The 20129-nt window shown below is 57.4% G+C and carries 15 protein-coding genes; 8 read left to right on the top strand and 7 right to left on the bottom strand.

Annotated features, from left to right (window positions below; translation table 11 throughout):
- Positions 1 to 17 precede the first annotated feature (17 nt).
- Positions 18 to 173 carry a hypothetical protein gene (locus tag SH410x_RS20010; protein WP_473670262.1) on the top strand — a complete coding sequence of 52 codons (156 nt, stop codon included), beginning with the start codon at positions 18 to 20 and terminating at the stop codon, positions 171 to 173.
- On the opposite strand, the gene SH410x_RS20005 is transcribed toward SH410x_RS20010, so the two are convergent.
- Positions 167 to 1843, bottom strand: a complete 1677-nt coding sequence (locus SH410x_RS20005; protein ID WP_473670261.1) for an alginate export family protein — start codon at positions 1841 to 1843, stop codon at positions 167 to 169. The genes SH410x_RS20010 and SH410x_RS20005 overlap by 7 nt on opposite strands.
- A 281-nt stretch (positions 1844 to 2124) precedes the next feature.
- Positions 2125 to 4731 (bottom strand): alpha/beta hydrolase-fold protein, encoded by a 2607-nt coding sequence (locus SH410x_RS20000; RefSeq protein WP_473670259.1) that lies wholly within the window; start codon positions 4729 to 4731, stop codon positions 2125 to 2127.
- 368 nt (positions 4732 to 5099) lie between these two features.
- Here SH410x_RS20000 and SH410x_RS19995 point away from each other — a divergent pair, with 368 nt between their 5' ends.
- The 6 genes from SH410x_RS19995 to SH410x_RS19970 are packed head-to-tail and all read left to right on the top strand — an operon-like array spanning position 5100 to position 10951.
- The gene (locus tag SH410x_RS19995; RefSeq protein ID WP_473670257.1) at positions 5100 to 6380 is read left to right on the top strand and encodes a molybdopterin-dependent oxidoreductase; all 1281 of its coding nucleotides are present in this window, start codon (positions 5100 to 5102) and stop codon (positions 6378 to 6380) included.
- Positions 6377 to 6814, top strand: a complete 438-nt coding sequence (locus SH410x_RS19990) for a c-type cytochrome (protein WP_473670255.1) — start codon at positions 6377 to 6379, stop codon at positions 6812 to 6814. The genes SH410x_RS19995 and SH410x_RS19990 overlap by 4 nt, the downstream gene beginning before the upstream one ends.
- A 51-nt stretch (positions 6815 to 6865) precedes the next feature.
- Positions 6866 to 8026, top strand: coding sequence for a cbb3-type cytochrome c oxidase subunit I (locus SH410x_RS19985; RefSeq protein WP_473670253.1), 1161 nt, complete (start codon positions 6866 to 6868; stop codon positions 8024 to 8026).
- Between the two features lie 56 nt (positions 8027 to 8082).
- On the top strand, positions 8083 to 9174 hold the full coding sequence (locus SH410x_RS19980; RefSeq protein ID WP_473668492.1) for an IS630 family transposase: 1092 nt from the start codon (positions 8083 to 8085) through the stop codon (positions 9172 to 9174).
- A gap of 11 nt (positions 9175 to 9185) precedes the next feature.
- Positions 9186 to 10757, top strand: coding sequence for a cbb3-type cytochrome c oxidase subunit II (locus tag SH410x_RS19975; RefSeq protein WP_473670250.1), 1572 nt, complete (start codon positions 9186 to 9188; stop codon positions 10755 to 10757).
- A 35-nt stretch (positions 10758 to 10792) separates the two neighbouring features.
- Complete coding sequence (locus tag SH410x_RS19970; RefSeq protein WP_473670248.1) at positions 10793 to 10951, top strand: hypothetical protein; 159 nt, start codon at positions 10793 to 10795, stop codon at positions 10949 to 10951.
- A 188-nt stretch (positions 10952 to 11139) separates the two neighbouring features.
- Here SH410x_RS19970 and SH410x_RS19965 read toward each other — a convergent pair whose 3' ends face one another.
- The 4 genes from SH410x_RS19965 to SH410x_RS19950 all read right to left on the bottom strand — a co-directional run bounded on the left by SH410x_RS19965 (position 11140) and on the right by SH410x_RS19950 (position 17899).
- Positions 11140 to 12540 (bottom strand): DUF1552 domain-containing protein, encoded by a 1401-nt coding sequence (locus SH410x_RS19965; RefSeq protein WP_473670246.1) that lies wholly within the window; start codon positions 12538 to 12540, stop codon positions 11140 to 11142.
- A complete protein-coding gene (locus tag SH410x_RS19960; protein WP_473670244.1) occupies positions 12530 to 14386 on the bottom strand; it encodes a DUF1588 domain-containing protein in 1857 nt (618 codons plus the stop codon). The genes SH410x_RS19965 and SH410x_RS19960 overlap by 11 nt, the downstream gene beginning before the upstream one ends.
- A 357-nt stretch (positions 14387 to 14743) precedes the next feature.
- Positions 14744 to 16471, bottom strand: a complete 1728-nt coding sequence (locus tag SH410x_RS19955; RefSeq protein WP_473670242.1) for a hypothetical protein — start codon at positions 16469 to 16471, stop codon at positions 14744 to 14746.
- Positions 16472 to 16699: 228 nt separating this feature from the next.
- Complete coding sequence (locus SH410x_RS19950) at positions 16700 to 17899, bottom strand: potassium channel protein (protein ID WP_473670240.1); 1200 nt, start codon at positions 17897 to 17899, stop codon at positions 16700 to 16702.
- 48 nt (positions 17900 to 17947) lie between these two features.
- On the opposite strand from SH410x_RS19950, the gene larC reads away from it, so the two are divergent.
- Positions 17948 to 19147 carry a nickel pincer cofactor biosynthesis protein LarC gene (larC, locus tag SH410x_RS19945; protein WP_473670238.1) on the top strand — a complete coding sequence of 400 codons (1200 nt, stop codon included), beginning with the start codon at positions 17948 to 17950 and terminating at the stop codon, positions 19145 to 19147.
- Between the two features lie 20 nt (positions 19148 to 19167).
- Here larC and SH410x_RS19940 read toward each other — a convergent pair whose 3' ends face one another.
- Positions 19168 to 20064 (bottom strand): NADP-dependent methylenetetrahydromethanopterin/methylenetetrahydrofolate dehydrogenase, encoded by an 897-nt coding sequence (locus SH410x_RS19940; RefSeq protein ID WP_473670236.1) that lies wholly within the window; start codon positions 20062 to 20064, stop codon positions 19168 to 19170.
- Between the last annotated feature and the right edge of the window lie 65 nt (positions 20065 to 20129).

The following is a 20129-nucleotide window of genomic DNA, read 5'->3' as shown; positions in this document are numbered from 1 at the left end:
CAAACTGGTGCGGCACGATGCGCGTTCAACGAATGTGCTGGGGCGGTAAGACGATCAAGTCCGTCGCATCCAACTCCGTCGCATCCATCGCAGTTACCGTCCGGCGACGGCGGAGTCCACGATCTGGCGAGCGTGGCTACTTGGTTTGGCGTGATGGGCTCCGCGATCAATAGCGGGTCGTGTACTGGAAGTAGAAGAAGTCCGCATTGTTCTCGCCATCGGCGGGGCCGATCCCTGGCGTGTCATAATAGTCGCCTGCATTGAAGTACGAATACCCCAAGAGAACGTTGTTGCGGGGGTTGATATTATAGTTAACCAACACGTCAATCTCTTGCCCCAGGTCCTTCGATTGAGCCTGCGTCGTCGTGTTGTAAGGTGTCATCACGACGCTGTATGGAGTGGTCTCTTCCACCAATTGGAAGTAGTGATACCACAGGATCAATGAGATCTTCTCGGTCACGGGAGTCTGTGCGAACACATTGAAATCGTCCAGGTTGCGGCGACCGAACAAGTCCATGAAGCCCAGGTACTTGTGAGCCAGTGGATAGAGGTGGTCATAACCTCCATCGCCCGTTCCGACTTCGTTGAAGTCCTTTTCACCGGAGGCGTGATCCCAGCGACACCAAATCGTGGGACTGAAGAAATTCGTCTCAACGGTACGCCCTAATCCGGCGGTAAAGAATCCAGCAGAGTGTCGATCCGGGGTTGCGTCCGAACCAAACTGATAGGCACCTTCAAAGTCATACAACGTGCCATTGTCGGTTGCTCCACTGGCACGGCTGCCGATCGTTTGCTCGCTAAACCCGATGATATGGTTGTCAGACCCGAGGTAGTAAGACTCCAACGTTCCGACCGCCGTATCCTGCTTCGTCAAATAGGTGCCGTAGAACTGAACCTGCGAGCTGACGTCGTCAGATCCCTTGGGATCGACACGCACTAGCTCCGTCCAGAATGCGTCAATCGACGTGTCGCCTTTCTGATACAGGCCGCGGACGCCTTGGAATGTTCGCCGCGTGTTCGCCCAGTCCAGTGGCGAGACGGTGCGTTGGGCCCCGTAGAGCAATTCCTGGCGACCGATCCGAGCCGTCAACGTGCCGTCGGGTCCGTCGAGAAGTTTGACATCGACAAACAGGTTTTGGATGTCGAAGTCATTCTCTTCGATGGGCCGTGGGCCAAACGTTTCGCCCCCGGAATTCGCATCGAGTGTTTCAGCGTAGAGGCGAAACGTGTCGTTGATGTGCCAGTCCGCGTACAAGCGGTTGCGAGTGAGCCAGAACGTGTCGTCCCGTCCCGTAATGCCGACGCCGCGCATATTGTGTTCGTTGTGGTAACGGTATCGAGACTCGCCCCCAAGACTCAGGGTGCCATACCGGGTGTGCATGTTCTTAAAGTTGTCCGAGAAATACCTCGGACCGTTGTAATACGGATCTTCTAGGTAAGAGAAGTTATTCGCATAGAACACGCCGGCATAGGCATTCTTCATTGCCGCCATCGCCGCGGCTTGCTTTTTCTTGACCGTTTCAGCAGACGGGCATGCGGGATCCGATATTTCGGCTTCCTGCGTCGGCCTCGTTTGGTCGAACTGCGTTCCTTGCGGGCCCGTTGGATCAATCCCATCGTCTACCGAGGGCTCGCGCAGTTCGGGCGGGTCAGCGGAAGAGTTGGGATTGGACGCAGCGGCAACGCTCTCCGTTTCCCGTGTGGGGGGCTGCACAAGCACAGTTTGCAAACCCGTTTCGCTGATCCCCTGCGCACTCACTGGGGTCAGGGGGAATCCAGCGATTGCGATCGCGGGAAACGCCGCAAAAACCAGGCTGCGGCAGCGGTACAAAGCAACGGTCATGGATCTGCATCCTTCCAGGGAGGCGTGTCTTGGATGTACGAATCTCGCCGTCCATTAGCAAGCTCGTTCATCATTTCGCTGCCCGCGATATGATCCGCTCGTTTTCACTTGAGCCGGAAGTCGATGTCGTGCTAGTCCGCAGGCGCTGTCGCGCCGGAGAGGGTCGACATGAGGTGCTATCGACGGAATCCCGACGGGATTGAAGGGATTCAGTCAATAACGCGGCGCATTACCGCTAACCATCGTGATTGCGATCGCACGATTCCATACAATCGTTAAGGTCAATCACGCGTCTCAGGAGCAACCTGGAGATGGCGACGATACACGGCATCGCCATTGGTGACGTAAAGATACTCATGGCCCGGTCCCGCCAACACGCAACTGGTCACTGGCTTCGATGGGTTCGGGCTGGGCAGCACCCCACACAACCGTCCGGTCGGATCGAAGATGGTGATCCCCACGGCGCTGGTGACGTAGTAACGGTTGGATTTGTCGACTGCAGAGCCGTCCCCGAGCGACGCCTTCTTGTAGGGCGGCGGCTCGTTAAAATCGAATTTCCCATCGGGATCGATCGGCAAACGCATCGTCATGGTCGGCGCCTTGGCATCGAGAGACGCATCCGCCGCCACTCGGAATGTCCACGTGAACTCGCCGCCGTAATCAGAAACGACCAGTGTTCCGCCATCCCGCGACAGGACAATCCCGTTGGGACGCGTGATGCCAGTGTCGACGGCGGTCTTTTCGCCGGTGGCCGGATCGATACGAGTTACCTGTTGCGCTTTCGTTTCGGTAATCAAGATGGTCCCGTCGCCCGTCACGGCGAGGTCGTTGGGAGCTACCCCGTCTGCCACACTACGAATTTCGCCGGACTCTGTGTTGATGGCGATCACACGTTTTTCGGATCCCTGACATCCGTACAACGTCCCGTCGGGTCCGAACTCGAGTCCGCTGACGGCGACAGGGGCGATCGTTTGATGTTCCCCGACATTGTCTGCCGGCACGCGGTAGATCGCTGGAGCCCGCATGTCCGAATAGTAGAAATTCCCATCGGCGTCCGTGCAGGTCGCATCGGCAAACCCAACCTTGTCGGCGACGATCTCCCATGACTCGCCCGGGATCAACAGGTTTAGCAGTGTCAGGTCACCACGAAGGTCATCCTGCGTGTCGATCGAAGGGACGTGAACTTGATCTCGCCACAACCACCGCATCGCGTCGGGGAACCGAGCACTGCCGTAGTCCGCATTGTGGGCGTAACCTTCGGCCCAATCGAAACGAGAGTCATATCCCATGTACTGCAAACTCGAGGCCATCCGTTGGTTCGCCCAAGGCCAACTGCCAAACGCATTGTCGACATCTCCACTCGTATCAGCCATGTAGACGCGGATCGGTTTCGGTTCGGTCTTGCGTACCAATGCCGGGTAGACATTTCCGCCCCGCAGATTCGTGAAGCTGCCGACACTCGAGTAGACCTTCGAGAAACTGTCCGGGCGTTCCCATGCGGCCGTGAAGGCACAGATCGCTCCCGAGCTCGATCCGCCGATCGCCCGCATCGCTGGGTCGTTGGAAATGTTGTACTTCCGTTCCACCTCCGGCAAGATTTCTTCAAGCAAGAAACGCGAGTAACGATCGCCCAGACTGTCGTACTCGAAGCTGCGGTTGGACGATTTGTTCTTGAGACGCTGGCGATTTTTGTCGTGTCCCGGGTTGATCAGCACAGCGATCGTCGGCGGCATCTCGCCCCGTGCGATCAAGTTGTCGAACACGATTGGCACGCGCCAGCGTCCCTTTTCGTCGCCCAGTCGCTCGCCGTCTTGGAACACCATCAGCGCCGCGGGCTCCTCGGCACGATACTGCGCGGGCACATAAACCCACCAGTCTCGAATCGTGTTTTCGAAAATCTTCGATTCCCAAACCGGCATCTTGATCAGTTCGCCACGCGGTACATCGTCATGGCGAACCGCATCGGAGGCAGGTTGCCAGGCTGGTTTCGTTTGCAGATTCTCCGGTGCGTCCCCTTGCGCATTCTCGTCCCACAGCCAACGCAAGGCTGCCGGCAGCTCGACGCCCCCATACTTGGCGGAGTGGCCACCCTCGGTAAAGACGAGCTTGCTCTGATAACCCGCGAAACGCAACGCCGCCGCCATGTCATGATTCGCCAACGGCCAGTTCCCGAACAGATTATTCAGATCGTCCTTGCCGTCTTGCAAATAGACCTTGATCGGTTTGGGGTTGTCCTTCGTTTTGCGAATCAAACCGGGGTAGGCCCAACCGCCACGAATATTGGTGAAGCTGCCGATGTTGCTGAGCACCTTGCCAAACTGATCGGGCTTCTCCCACGCGACCGTCCAAGCACAGATTCCGCTCGACGAAATTCCGCACACGGCTCGCTGCTGCGGATCGTCCGAGACCTCGATGCCCTGCAGTGCCACCGGCAGGAACTCGTCGACCAAAAAGTTCGCGTAGCGATCCGTTAGCGAGTCGTATTCAAAAGAGCGATTGCTGCGATTACGGGCACCCGGCTTGGTGGCTTTGATCGTGCCTGGATTGACGAACACCGCGACCGTAACGGGCATCGCTCCCTGGGCAATCAAATTGTCAAACACGATGGGAACGCGAAACGCGCCATCGGGTTTGGCGTAGTTCAGCCCATCCATGAACACCATCAAACTCGCGGGCTTCTCGGGATCGTATTGAGCAGGCACGTACACCCGGTAATCACGTGTCGTGCCCGGAAAAATGTCGCTCTGGTCAAACACCCCCGACGAAATCGTACCCTGCGGCACATCCGTGTGGACTTGGCGATCGTCAGCGTCAGACTCCGCCGCGGTGACACCGTGACCAGCCAGACCGAAATGCAAAACGAGAGCGATTGCAACCAAGAACTTCATAGCAGACGAACCGAAAACACGAGTAGGATCATGGGGAGAGTCGACGTTTCCCCAAACAGGAATCCGTATCATCGTCGCTGGCACCGCGGTAATCAACAGTGGTGCCCACCAGGGCGGTGAGAGAGAGGACGTCGATCGCTTTGGATCGGGAGCGTCCTCTCCGTGGGGCCGAGGGTGGTTGCCTGAGGTGCCCTGCAATCCATGCCGCCAAGACGTAGGATCTGGCCAGCCCCTAGCCGGATTTGAAATGAGCCGAGCCGAGAAATTGGAAACGGCGATCAAACGAATACCCAGCCTACCGCTGCGGACTGCTAGAATTGGATATTCGACGTGATCTGCATCGCCCTGGTCGTACGTATTGAGCCGCTATGAAGAATGATGACTTTCGAGAGTGGGTGCCTGATCAACCGCGGCCTCGAATCGTTCTGCCATACGGATCGTCACGTCGTGAGTGGCTGCGTCACGTCAGCGTGATGGGACTGAGCGGGCTACTCGCCGGCTGCCATGATCGGCCGCTGCCTGACCCGGCGGCATCGTTGAATCCGCCGTTCGATCAAGATGTCGCGAAGTTCCCCGAGAAGGTGGCGATGGGGCTGGTCAATGATCGCTCGCCGCAACTGGAAACCCCGTGGCGTTATTTTGCCGATGACATCACCCCCAACGAAGCTTTTTTTGTGCGTTGGCACTACCAAGCGATTCCGACAGAAGTCGATCTGCGAACGTGGCGGCTGAAAGTCGACGGTCACGTGAACCAGTCGCTCGAACTCTCAATGCAGGAATTGCGGGCGATGCCGGCGACCGAGTTGGTCGCCGTGTGCCAGTGCTCAGGCAACTCTCGTCGATTTTTTGAGCCCCGGCTGATGGGCGGGCAGTGGGCCAACGGTGCGATGAGCAACGCGCGTTGGAAAGGTGTCAGCATCAAAGCATTATTGGATCGCGCGGGTATTAAATCCAACGCGTCCGAGGTGGCTTTCAATGGGATGGACGTCGGCCCCATGCCGGCTTCACCCGACTTTATCAAAACACTCAAAATCGATCATGCTATCGACCCCGACGTGTTCCTGGCCTACGAAATGAACGGTCGTCCGCTACCGATGCTCAATGGGTTTCCGCTGCGAGTCATCGTGCCGGGCTGGTATGCAACCTATTGGGTGAAAGCCGTCGATCACATCCGCGTGCTCAACGAACCGTTTGATGGTTTTTGGATGGCCAAGGCCTATCAGATCCCCGCCAATGACGATGCCTCGGAGTTGCCGAACAAACCGGCGACTGAGAAAGTTGCGATCAATCGTATGAATGTACGATCGTTTTGGGTGCACCCCAGCCCCGATGGTGCGGCCCCAGTACTGCGAACTGGCACCATCGTGCCGCTCGAGGGCATTGCGATGGACGGCGGTGCGGGAATCAAGTCAGTGGAGGTTTCCAGTGATCAAGGGAACACATGGATGAATGCGGAACTCGGCAATGACCTGGGCAATTTCTCATTTCGCCGCTGGCGATTGAACTGGAGGCCGACACAGACGGGCGACATCGTATTGATGGTGCGGGCGACCAACCGAGAAGGAGAGACCCAACCGATGGTGCCAAAGTGGAATGGCGGTGGATACATGCGTAACGTGGTCGAAGCAGTCAAGGTGCGTGTCGTATGAACCAACACTCTCGAATGCCCGTGCTGTTGACCGTTGGATTGGTTGTCCTCGCCGGTGTCGTGTCCTGGTACGGCGTGCGGCGCGGCGCTACGTTGGACGAGGCGCCGTTCTCCGGGGATTTGCCCGCCTCGTCGCCGCGAGTCGTGGATGCCGATGCGGCGGAACTCGCCACGATCTCGGTCGCGCCGATCACGCTGCCGCATTTCGAACCGATCATGCCGCCGGGCAAAAACCGCGATGTCTTCATGGCCAACTGCGTGATTTGCCACTCGCCACGATTGGTCACCAACCAAACCTACTTTCCACGCGAGAAGTGGGAAGCGACCGTGCAAAAGATGATCGATGTGTTCGGTGCCGTGATCGCCGATGAAGACAAGGCCCGGGCTGTTGACTATCTCGTCTCGATCCGTGGGGACGCGAGACGGGATCAATAGCCGTTGGACCGTTCGGATAGATCGTTGGGCAAACTCAAGGAAAGACACATCATGCAAACCATCAAAACCGAAAATGCCTTGATCCGTGCTCACGGACTGATGGCTCTGCTCATGGTGCTAATTTCCGCATCGGCTGGCATCATTGTCGCGACAAAATTCAATTGGCCCGGTTTCCTCGGTGAGTCCGCGCCCCTGACGTGGGGGCGACTGCGGTACGTTCACACCCAGGGCATTTTCTTCGGCTGGATCGGTAACGCGTTCATTGCTTTCCTGTACTACGCGGTACCGCGTCTGGTTTGTGGTGGCCGACATGACGGCGCCGGCGAGAACAAGGTGTTCGGTGTCCTTCCCAATCGCGCCGTCGGCTGGTTGCTATTTGTGGCCTGGAACTTTGCGATGGTGATCCCGGGCTTCGCCTTGATGATGGCAGGGTACAGCCAATCGCTCGAATGGGCCGAGTTCCCGCCCGGAATTGATCTCGTTGTCATGCTGTGTTTCGGCATGCTGATCCTTCAATTCGTTCTACCGTTTTTGCGAGCGAGGTTAAGCGACCTGTATGTCACGGGTTGGTATATCTTGGGGGGAATCACGTTTACAGCATTAGCCTATCCCGTCGGCAATTTCGTTCCAGAATTTGTACCCGGTGCTCGCGGGGCGACGTTCAGCGGTCTGTGGATTCATGATGCGATTGGGTTATGGGTGACCCCGATCGCGGTTGGAATCGCGTACTTTGTCATCCCGGCAGCGACGGGAAAACCGATCTACAGTCACTTCCTCTCGATGATTGGATTTTGGTTGCTGTTCTTTGTCTATCCGCTCAATGGAACGCATCACTATATCTTTTCGTCGATCCCGATGGAGGCTCAGGTGGGCGCGATCGTGGCGTCGGTGTACTTGGGAGCTGACGTGATCTTAGTCGTCACAAATCAATTGCTCTCGTTACGAGGCAGCACCGCAAAGGTTGCTGCCGACGTGCCGCTGCGGTTCACGTGGGCAGGTGTCGTGCTGTATCTGATCGTGAGTTTACAGGGCGCGATGCAATCTCTGATGCCGGTCAATCGCCTGGTTCACTTTTCCGATTGGGTGATCGCCCACTCGCACCTGGCGTTGCTAGGGTTTGCCAGTTTCGCGGCAATCGGTGGACTGCTTCACGTGTGGCAGCATACGCCCGGGGCTCGATATAAGCACATCTGGGTAAGTATTTCGGTATAACTGGCAAGCTTTTTGCACCCATGTTGAGTTGGGAATCCTTTCTGATTTGCTAGCAAATGCTCGATGGTCGAGATTATGCGAAGCATCATGTTTCTCCCTGTTTCACGAACCGGGAGATTCAAATGGCACGCCCCTCTACAAAATTCGCACAAATTGGCTCAGTCGAGCAAAAACAGCAACTGACGGAAATGTGGAAAAGTCATCATTGCCACTATACGCGAGTTCGTGCGCACGCAATCTTACTCAGCGACCAACAGTACGAAATAAGTTCCCTTGTCGATATCTTTGGCGTGGATCGAGATTCGGTATCCAGTTGGATTGACAGATTTTCAGAAGGCGGCCCCGACGCACTTGAAGACTCCGAGCATCCCGGTGCGCCGCCGATACTCAACGCCTCAGAGCAGCAAACTCTCCGGCGACTACTTCGAAAATACCCGAATCGACCAGCCAAGGTGCTGAAAGAGCTGAAAGAAAAAACCGGCAAGGAAATCAAGCGACCCACTCTGCGAGAATACGCGAGGCGGTTTCGGCTGAGTTGGAAACGTTATCGTCGAAGTTTGCGGCAAAAACGGGATGAAAAGAAATTTCAATTGGCCAAGGAAGAGCTAGCCGAGTTTCTCGAAGAACCGGATTTGAACGTTGTTTACTTTGACGAGGCGGGTTTCTCGCTCAAAGGAGTTGTTCCCTACGGATGGCAACCGATCGGTCGACGCTACGAAATACCCGTAACCGGGGCACACGGCAGCAACGTTCAAGCGATTGGGTTTCAGGGTCAAGACGGTGAAACCCACACCTATCTCCACAAAGGCTACGTGAACAGCGAAATGGTGATTGCAATTTTCGATGATTATTGCCAAACAATCGACGGTCCAACTGTTGTGGTCCTTGACAATGCCTCAGTCCACACGAGCGGAGCATTTCAAACTCGCATGGAAGACTGGGCAGAGAAAGGACTCTACATCTACCATCTGCCGCCATACAGTCCAGAGCTGAATGCAATTGAAATGCTTTGGAAAAAACTCAAGTACCAACTGCTCCCCGCTGGCGCCTGGGAGCGCTTCAGTACACTGCTAAACACACTTACGAAAACACTCAATGAGTTTGGAGAAGTGTCGTATATGCCTACGCTTTTTAATTATGCCGAATAAATTCACCCGACGTGCTTAGCACGCGTGCGGCAAACTGGTCGTTCTGGTTGTTGACGATTGGCTTGCTGCTGATGTTCTTTGATTTGACCATTGCGGGGTTGGTGCAAGGTCAGTTGTGGGAGTCGTCGGCGCCGTGGATGGAATCCGTGCAAGCGTCAAGGTTGTATTGGGGGACGCGATCGATCACGGGGATCCCCGTGCTGATGGCGTTTGGATGTCTCTGTTTGAGCATGTTGACGGGGACACGAGTCGGCTCGGAAGTCACCGTGAACCCGAAAGCTGCAACCTCCAATCCGGAGTCGGGTCTCGCATTGACCGCGGCGCACGAGGAGAGTCGGTTTGGCTGGTTGCGGAGTGCCTATTCGCTAACGGGCATTGCAGGCATTGGATTCTTCGCCGTGTCGTTCTTGGTATTGGCGATTTGGCCGAATCAGGAGCTCGCCGCAACGATCTCGGCGACCAAGCCTGCCACGGTCGTCGCCCTGACCGATAGCGAACTGCGGGGCCGCGCCATCTATGCGCGTGAGGGATGTGCGTACTGCCATACCCAGCTGGTTCGTTCAACCGAATATGACGTGCGACGTTTCGGCCCCGTCAGCCGGGCGTGGGAAACCGACGATGAGTATCCGCAGTTGTGGGGGACGCGGCGAATTGGCCCCGACTTAGCCCGCGAGGGCAGCAGGCGGCCAAACGATTGGCAGCAAGTCCATCTGTTTAACCCCCGACATGTCGTCCCGATGTCGATCATGCCCGCATATCCATGGTTGTTTGATGGAGCCGCCAGCCGACCGACCCAAGAGGGCATCGACTTGGTGGCCTATCTGAAATCACTCGGCCGCAACGGTGAATTGGCAGGCCTGGGAAATCCAACACCGACAGAGACGTCCGGCGAAGCCCGTTCATCGGGCGAAACCTCGGATGCCGGCGAGGCACATTTTGGTGGCTTCGATGAATCCTTGATCTCCCTTGGCAAAGGTCCGCCGCCGCTACTGTTTGATCCCCAAGGCAAAGACGTTCCCAATTCGATCGCCAATCAAGGGCATCTTCTGTTCAAAGACAATTGCTCCGGATGCCATCTGGATTGCGGATGCGGCGACGGGCCAGCGGCAGAAGGGTTGTTACCGAAACCACGCGAGTTAACGACGGTTCGCTTATCACCAGCTCGATTGAGCGATGTTCTTTGGAATGGTGTCGAAGGATCCGCCATGCCCGCTTGGAACGATCTGCCGCTATCGGATTTGCGGGCGATCGCCGCGTTCACGACCCGGCTGTCCGAGACGCTCTACGAACCCGAGCCACAGCTCGAGGGTGACGAGCTCGTGCAAGCCCAAGAGTTATACAAGCAGAACTGTGTCTTGTGTCACGGGGCGGAGGGCCGCGGCGATGGCGTATCCGCGGCGGCATTGGCACCCCGACCCGCCAATTTTGAAGCAGAAATGGCAACGCTCGCATACTCGCAGAACGCCATCGCCAACGGGGTCCCGGGAACCGCAATGCCACGGTGGGAAGGCAAGTTAAGCAGCGAGGAACAGCACCTACTCGCCCGCTACGTTCGAACACTGTTCCACGTTTCCCAGCCGTAGACCGCCCCCGTTCATCTCACCCCAAAAAGCCATCCATGATTATCAATCTCATCGTCGCATCGGTCACCCTGCTCATGCTAGCCTTCGTGCTGGTTTGGGCGTTACTGCCGAAGACGCGGAACTGGTTCGAGGCGCCAAAATACCGCTTTCTCGAAACGGTACGCCCTCAAACTCTCGATAACGAAAACGAATAGCCGATCGATTGTCGACCTGCGTCAGCAACGAGCGAAAACATGCTGTCTAAATTTGTGGTCGAACGCTCCGCGGTCGATCCCTCGCTTCGCGGTGGATCATTCGCTTCGCGGTCGATCATTCCGACCGCGTAGCGTGGGGCTACTTTTTCACACGAGTTCCCGAATGAAGTAAGCGATCAGTCGCTCATTCACGACGCCAGCACGCCGGGGAGGACGCCTGTGCTGTCGGCGAATTGCTTCGTTGAGTGTCCGAAGGCGTTGAGCATCGAGAGGTACAAATTCGCTAGCGGCGTATCGGTGCCGAACGAGAGGTGCTGGCCGGTGGCAATGCGCCCTCCACCGCTGCCGCCTAAGAGAATCGGCAGGTTGTGTGGGCTGTGGCTGTTACCGTCCCGCAGCCCCGAACCGAACAGGATCATCGAGTTGTCTAGGACCGTTTTCTCGCCCTCTTTCATGCTCTGCAGCTTGTTGAGTAGATAGGCGTACTGTGCGACGTGCCAGCGAGTGATGATTTCGTATTGTGCAAGCTTCTCAGCGGAGTTTTGGTGGTGCGACGTATCATGGTGTCCGCCTGAGACACCGTCGAGGAACGCAAAATTGCGGCCGCTCACGGCGTTACCGAACATGAAGGTACACACCCGCGTCGTGTCGGTTTGGAATGCGAGCGCCATCATGTCCAGCATCAGTCGCACGTGCTCTGGGAATTGGTCAGGGACATCCGTGGGCGGCGCCTGTAGTGAATCCAGCGGCACGCGAGGTTCCCACGCCAACGCCCCCGGTTTTTCCTGACGGGACAGCCGCTTTTCGATACTGCGGACGGATTGCAAGTATTCGTCCATCCGCCGCCGGTCGTCTGCCCCGAGACTTCGGGAGAGTTGCTTGGCATCATCGACCACTTGGTCCAGCAGCAACGCATCACGCTGGCTCGATTTACCATGTGGTTTTGCTGATCGAAGTAAACGTTCGTAAACGAGGTGTGGATTCAACTCCCGGGCCAGCGGTGTCGTTGGCCCCTTCCAGGCAATATGCGATCCGTACACTCGGGTGTATCCCACATTGGTATCCACACCGGTCGTCACGGGATCGATGCCGAGTTCGAGGGACGGCAGCGGCGTCATCTGTTCGGTATGCGACGCAGCGACTTGGTCCATCGATTTCCCGTTGCAATTCAAATCGATACCAAGCGATTTGTTGATCGTTGTGCAGGTCAAAAAACCGGAGGTTTTGACGTAGTGCCCATCGCCTACATTGCTGGCCTGATTCCAGAGATTTGTCAGAACCAATAGTTGGTCCCGCACATCGGCGAGAGGCTCGAGTGTCGAAGAGAGCTCAAAGTCACTGCCGGTTCCCTCGGGCGTCCATTTGTCTTGGCGGACACCGTTGGGGACGAAAAGTGCGGCCATACGAACGGGGGCTTGGTCGTTGCTCTGCGCAGCGGATTCCGATGCCAGTGATTGCCGTGGCGTCATCGCTTCCAGCCATGGCAGTGCCAGGGCCGCACCGGTGCCCCGCAACAATGTTCGTCGCGACAGTGACGCGTTGCGAAGATTTTGCCGGTCGAGGAACGTCATGCGTACTTTATTTGCCATCGTTTTGTTCCAGATTGGAAGGAGGTGACTGTCCGCTTTTGTACTGAAACGGAATGCTCTTGACGATTTCTAACACCATCGTTTGCGCTCGATAATCGTCTTCAGCGACTTTCTGACTGATCGATTCGACCACACATTGGTCCTCATTGGTCAACTGCCGACCTAACGCATAGCCTAGCATTTTGCGGGTCAGATGCCGAATGAATTGGTCTTTTCGTTGCATCAACTGATCTTTCAAGCCCGCCGCGCCCGCAAAGGAAGTCCCATCGGGCAGCGTGCCGGTGCTGTCGATTTCAATCCCCTCGGCTTCGGTTCGCCAGCGTCCCAAAACATCATAATTTTCCAGTCCGAAGCCCAGTGGGTCCATGACGGCATGGCATGACGCGCACGTCGGATCTTCGCGATGACGCTCGAGGCGTTGCCGCAACGACAGTTTTTCACCGTCCTCGACGACCACTTCGTCCAGGTCAGGAACGTTGGGCGGTGGAGGAGGGGGGGCCGTGCCCAATAAGGTTTCCATGATCCATTTGCCTCGCAACACCGGGCTGGTCCGATGCGAATAGGATGACACCGCCAACACCGCGCTCATTCCCAATACGCCGCCGCGGTGACTATCCTCCGGCAAATCGAAACGCTTGGGCTGCTCGCGAAATGTGCCTTTGATTCCATAGTGCTGCGCCAGCCGGCTACTGGCGTAGGTGAAGTCCGAGTCGATCCAATTCAGGAGCGAGCGGTTGTCAGCCAAGAGGTCTTCCATGAAAAACACGGGCTCGTATTTCATGCCTCCGATCAGTTCTGAATCCAGTTTCCCCACCACCGCTTCGTTGGGCTGAAACTCACGACCGAGTGCTCGCGTCCCCAACCACTGCTCAACAAAACTCTGCGCAAACTCGCGTACTTTGGCATTTCGGCGATGACCACGATCGTCAATGCTGCTCTTGACCATCCGCTTGACCTGCTCTTCCAACACCGCATCATCATGTAGCTTGCCTTCGCGGGCCGCACGGATCAGCTCCTCGTCAGGCATCGATGCCCACAGGAAATAGGAGAGTCGCGACGCCATCTCATATTGGGAAATGAGAATCGGTTCGTCGCCAGCATGTGGCTGCTCCCAAAGGAACAAAAACTTGGGCGATACGAGCGCGGCTTCAATCGCAAATTGGATGGCTAATTCGTAAGACTGGTCTTCCTCGTAAACCTGCTCAAAGAGATGGACATATTGTTGCACTTCTGCGGGCGTTGCCGGTCGTCGAAAGGCTCGCGGCAAGAACTTCGACAACACTCTCTCGGCAGCCTCGCGAGGCGACGTGTCTTGGGAGGGATGCGACACCAGGATGGCCTTTCGGTCACTGGGGTCGCTCATCGCATGCGTCAGCGCCGCTCGGGCTGCGTCCAGATATTTCTCGGCATGAATCGGTGAGACGAACAGGGTTTCGGCCGCGTTGTCAAACCCTTCACCGCCGGCACCGTCAGCGGGTAGCCCGTGCCCGGCGTCAAACTGGATGCCCAGCAGATCGCGAATCGTATTGGCGTACTCGGTACGATTAAGCCGCCGCAGCATCGGCCCCCCGGGAGCGATGCCATCGTCACACACCGCGGCATGGATCGTCCCGCGAATCCAGTGCACGACGTCATTGCGTAGGTCCATCGGAGGCATGTCGCTATCGATCGGCGGCATTTGCTGATCGGCAATTCGATCGGCGATCCGGTTCCACGTTTCGATCGACGCTGGAATCTGTTCCGCGGACTCGAACGAACTGAGATCGAGACCTGCTTCGCCAGCCTCACCATCGTGGCAATCAACGCAGTAGGACTGGAAGAAATCGACCGCGACAGCAGGGGTCATGGATTTGCCCTCTGTGCTGGATTCAGCGTTCAAAGGGACGCACGAAGCGAGGCTAATCGCAACAGCGAAGATCGCAAAACGGAGTCGCGGACACCTAGGAGGGACGCACATGTCGGGTTGGGAGGGAAAGCAGGCGGGGCGGGCTGAGGCGGTGCATCAGGGAGGGATCGTTATTATACCTGATTAGCCGCTCTAGTTCACCTGCAAAAGGACGCCAATCGACCTCAATGAGGTCGTGTATCAATCTGTAACCGATCTCGCAGCGGGGGTCCGTCCACTACCTCTGGATGCTGATCCCCCGCGGAAACCTCCGCAGGGTATCAGCATCAGAGAAATTTCAAGCTGAACTCGGGCCGTTTAGAACTGGCCGTTGCCCTGCTGCATCGCCTTCGCTTGTGCTTGGCGAACGGCTCCGCCAATCGCTCGCAGCAGTCCATCACCGACGACGACGCGAGTGGTTTGGCCGTGGGCGATGGGTTTGCTGACAGCTCGCAGCGTGCCCAGATCATCGGCGCGGCTGAGTGCGTCGATCATGGCAGCGATGTCATCGTTGGCTTCCACCGACTGAGCGTACTGGAGGATCGGCATCAGGTTCACTTCGAAGCGAGCCAAGTCAGCGTCGGCCGATGCCGCGGGAGTTGCTGCTGCGTCGATCATCTCTTTGAGCAGCGGCATGCTCTGGTCACCCAACGCGACGTAGACAGCTTTGTCTGCGGTGCCAATATGGACGCGAACGGCGTCACCAAAAATCTTGCGTACCTCATCGTCCTTGGCAGGAACTTTCGCGGAAACCAAGTGCATCTTCACACCGTGATAGGTGTCCCGGTCGAACTCGAACTGGGGTGCGTCGCCGTGACCTTTGACCTTGCTGGCGATGTCTTTGAGAATTGCTGCCGCTTCATTGCCGTCTGCAACGAAACCGCCCATCACAAATTTCATCGAACCGGCATCGGTGAGCAACAGAGCTCCCGCGTCGATTTTACCTTCGGTGTAGGAAGCGAGAATCAAATCAGCGATGCGGTTGACCACTTCGGTCGCATCCGCTGCGGCAGTTTTATCCAACTTGTCCGACTTCTGAACGGCCTGACTGAACATTTTCAGCATGCTGTCGACGCCCGCACGTGCATTCTCAACCGTTTCGGGGCTGATCGACGTAGCGGCGTGGTAGTATCCTGCAGCGTCGTCACGAACGACCATCGAGTACGCCGATGGGATCGGTTCTTGGCCAGCGTACATGTTAGCGAGCTTGGTGCCGGCAAGGGCTGTGAACGAAACATCCACCACCAAACGTTTGCCTTTGGAATCAATATCAATGCCGAACATGAGTTCGTCAGTCTGCTTGATCATCTGCTCGAGCTGATCCATCGACTGCTGTGCGTATTCGCGTGACGATTGAGCGTCTTCACCGCCTTGGCGGCTCATCGCTTGGTCAAAGCCTTGACGCAGTTGAGCAATCAAGCTGTCGCGAACCGACTCAGGAAGCTGCTGCATGTCCAATCGCACGCCGAGATCGTAGTCCGATCCCATCTGCCCCAGGGCAGCGGAGGGGTCGGCGGGGGCTCGGTCGAGCACGTTGCGGTTGCGAGCCAGGATGGCCCAGTTCCCAACTTGACGAATGAAGACCGTGTTGGCTCCGATCGCTAACACCAGGGTGCCATCATCGAGTTCGTCGGCAGGACCGGTCTTGTCTTGGTGTCGCTTGAGCAACGCCTTCACGTCCGAGGTCGGAATCATCGCGATCGGTTCAGGCGATCCGTCGATCAGTGGCACGAGCAAGCCCACTGGCTGGGTCGTATCGATGCCCTGAGAGAAACTGCCCGCCAACATCGCAAACATGCCGCCAAACTGGGGCTGACCCATCGCACCGCTAAGGTAATTCAGGTCCTGGGTCAATTGGTTCAGGCTACCAATCGTCACCACCACGACGGGCTCGGTCGCGGCGGGGACTGCCGGGGCCACCTGAGCAGCGGGCTGGCCGTCTTGGGCCGATAGATTCCGCAGTGGCGAAAGCGTCACCGCGATGGCGGATAATGCCACGACCGCAGCGGAGCGAGCAAAACGGGAGGGAGTGAAAAGTCGACTCACGAATACATCCTTATCTGTGTTGTACTGACCAAAAGAGAGGTTGAGCGTAGGGGGTCGTGCAATTGTCACGCCACGAGACGAGTCGCCTTCAAATCGGATCGCCGACCTGAAAATCGAATCATGGGACGCGTGCTTCCGACCGAACCACACCGCTCCAGTAACCATTACCCGGATAACCGTTACATGGTTTCATGAATTTTGCTCGATCGTCCATTTTCTTGACAATCGTCATGCCTCCTCGCTTGGGGGTGTATCCCCAAGCCGCTCCTCGCCGGGGCGTTCGTCGTCAGTTGGTTGCTCTTCAGGCACAGGTGAAATGGTGAGCTGGCGTTCAATCCGCACGATCATCAAGCGAATCATGCGTGACTCACGTTGAGTGGCGACCAATTGTTTGCGGAGATGATGCAGCCGCTTTTCAGGAGTCGCCTGAAACAAACGGGCCGACACATCGAGGAGCACGAGCGCGCGAAACGCGCGCAGGACGGTTCCACGCAGCCGATAGGCGCGAGCGAGTTTGGTCAGTTGCGGCAATCTCGCCAACTTCGCTAGACGCGTGCCACGCATGGCTTGCAAAGATCGCAGAAACGAGAAAAACGGCAGCACAATGATCGCCAGATCCACCCAGTGACGGCGGAGATAGTCGAATTTCTTCTCAGCAATTGAAATCATGAGAATGAATTCCGCCGCAAACGCAAACCAGATCACCCCCGTCCCAATGTGCAGGGAAACCCGCAGCCAGGCGTACCGAGCGACTTGATCCTTCAGTAAAAACTCAACAATCAAAACCGGCACGATCAAGAGTGCGATCCCGATCATGGGGACGCTGAACGACTGTTCGAGCCGTCGCCGCAAGCGCCGGTCAGGCCGCTGCCATGACCACCCGGGCAGCCACAATCGACCGCCCATTTCCGCACTCCGCGCACACATCCGTAGCGACGGCCCGAGGCAAAATAGCAGCGACGATGCATGCACCTTCGCAAACGCCCAGGTTTTCGGCCGGATGATCATGTGGTAGACGGATTCGGCAATGACCAGCGGCCAAATCAAACACATCAACCCGACTGCCGCTCGCTCCAGCATGATTTGTGAAGGCGAGACCGGACCGAGCATGGCTTGTTGCAGCGACTCGATCGCGGCTGAATCAGACTCCTCGGTCGGCGTTGCGGCCGGGCGGCTCGGCCCGCCTGCGCTGCCAGACAGCGGGTCCTCGCGGTCGGCGGCGTCGTCGGTCGACAATGCGTCGTTGGTTTGCGATGCTGCTGCCATCGATCGTTCGCGCAGCGCGGGCACATCCACCCACATCACGATCAAAATCGCTTGGCAGACTAAGAATGCGACGGCCATGCCGAACATCAGCGGAGCCGTTCTGACAGCGATTCGAATGTGAATTGACTGAATGCGTCTCGTTTCCTTTGGGGCGAGTTTCATGGGGCCTCGGCATTCCTATGCGGCCGCCGATTTGGTGTACTCTCTCTCATGAAAACCAATTTACATTTTGATTGCCTCAGTGGCATCAGTGGTGATATGACGCTGGCGGCGTTGATCGACCTCGGGGTTTCGCCGGAACTTATCCGCGACGGTCTGACATCGCTTAATGTGGCGGATTTGAGACTGCACGTCGATAACGTCCGCAAATGCGGATTTCGGGCTACCTACATCCGCATCGAACATCCCGAACAACACGCTCACCGTCATTTGCATCATATCGAGGATATGATCGCCGCGGCCGGTGCGATTACGGATTCGGCCAAAACGCTCGCGCTGCGAATTTTTCGCTGCATCGGTGAGGCCGAAGCCAAGGTGCATGGTTGCGATCTCGAAAAAGTGCACTTCCACGAGGTTGGTGCAGTCGACTCCATTGCTGATATCGTTGGTGCTTCAATCGCGATCGACTCGCTCAATGTCCATCAGATCACATCATCCCCGATCCCCACCGGCACCGGCTCGATCGTCATCGACCACGGCCGTGTCGCAATCCCAGCACCGGCGACGGCGGAGATACTGACGGGCGTGCCGTTGGCGTTCTGCGACATTGAGTCCGAACTGACCACCCCCACCGGGGCAGCCATCATCAAGACTCTCGCCAGTTCCTACGGCCCGCCCCCGGCGATGATACCGCTGCGTGTGGGGTATGGCGCCGGGACTCGCGATCTGCCCGGCCAAGCCAACGTGCTGCGCGTGACAAGTGGCCAGCTGCAGCCCCGCGACGCTGTGCTCGAGCACGTCGAAATGGATCGCGTTGTCCTGTTGGAAACGAATATCGACGACGGGACCGCAGAACAGCTGGCCGACGTGACCGAACGCCTGCTCAACGCCGGCGCTCTCGACGCGTGGCAAACACCCTGCGTGATGAAGAAAGGCCGCTTGGCCAGTATTATCTCCACCCTGTGCCGGGAAGCGGATGTCGCTGTGATGCAAAACCTGCTGTTCCAGCACACATCCACGATCGGCATCCGCCGACAAGTTCTCGATCGCACGAAGCTCGCCCGGCAAGCGGTTGAGCTCCAAACAAGCCATGGGCTGGCGTGGGGGAAGATTGCCACGCTCCCCGACGGTACCCGGCGGTTCTCGCTCGAGGACGCCGACGCTCGACGTCTGGCCGATCTCACGGGCAAGTCAACTCGGGAAATTCACCGTGACGCCGAGCAGTGCTGGCGAGCCGGGGCAACGATGTGATCGCTAGCCAGGGGCCCAGCCTAACCCAGTTGTTGGATCGTTAGATCGTAAATCTCGTCGGCGTCGAGAATCGCATCGTTGGTTTGGAAAAGTTGTGCGATCGCCGCTTTGTGCGTCCGCATCTTCAAACCGCCCACGCCGATCGGACCGTACACCAGGGGTGAGTCTTCGTCGTCGCTGCGCAACCGCTTGGCTTTGTCGAATGCTTCGACACCGCCAATGCCGGCTGGTGGAACGGCATTGAGATCGATCGCGACCCGGAGTTTTTCGAGAGCGTGGAGCTCATCGTTGGCCAACAACTCGATGCCGGCTGCACCGCAGGCGACGATCGTATCGGCGCGGCTGAGTATCTGCATTCGGGCGTCTGCCGTTTCCGGGGCGGCCGCCTCTAGGATCGGCTTCCCAGTCGCCGAGCGAGCGAGCCCCAATGCGATCTCCTGGCACGCCGTTTCCGCCCGACCGAGCGAGCGACTGGTTAGGATGACCTGGGCACCTTGGCGCGCGAGCATGTGGGCCACCCGGCGTCCTACCGGCCCGGTACCTCCCAGCACAACGCTGGTGGAACCCGCTAGAGACACGTGTTTGGTCAGCGACGCGACCGCAGCCGCCGCAGTGGTATTGCAACCCGACGCATCGAGCATCACCGAAACACGAACGGGACCGAAAAACGCACTCTGCACGGCAGTGAATAAACCCTCCGCCGCACGAACATCATTGCCACCGATGAAGATGGCCGTATTGGCTAAATCGTCGCCGCCCCGGGTGAACATCGCACCGTGAACCAATGACTCGACGCCCGACGCCTCGACGTTGGCGTAGCGGAACAAATGGTCCACGCCCGCATCGACTGCGACGACCGAGTCAAACGAGCTCGGATGGGTATCGACATCGAACTGCAGAAGGATTTTTCGCGACATAACGAGTCTGCCTGTATGAAAAAACCTCCCTCGAGATTATCGAGGGAGGTTGAAATCTCAGAAGA

It is taken from the genome of Rhodopirellula sp. SH410 (assembly GCF_055811895.1).
The sequence above is the reverse complement of the archived record's forward strand: the minus strand, read 5'-3'. Positions and strand labels throughout refer to the sequence as shown.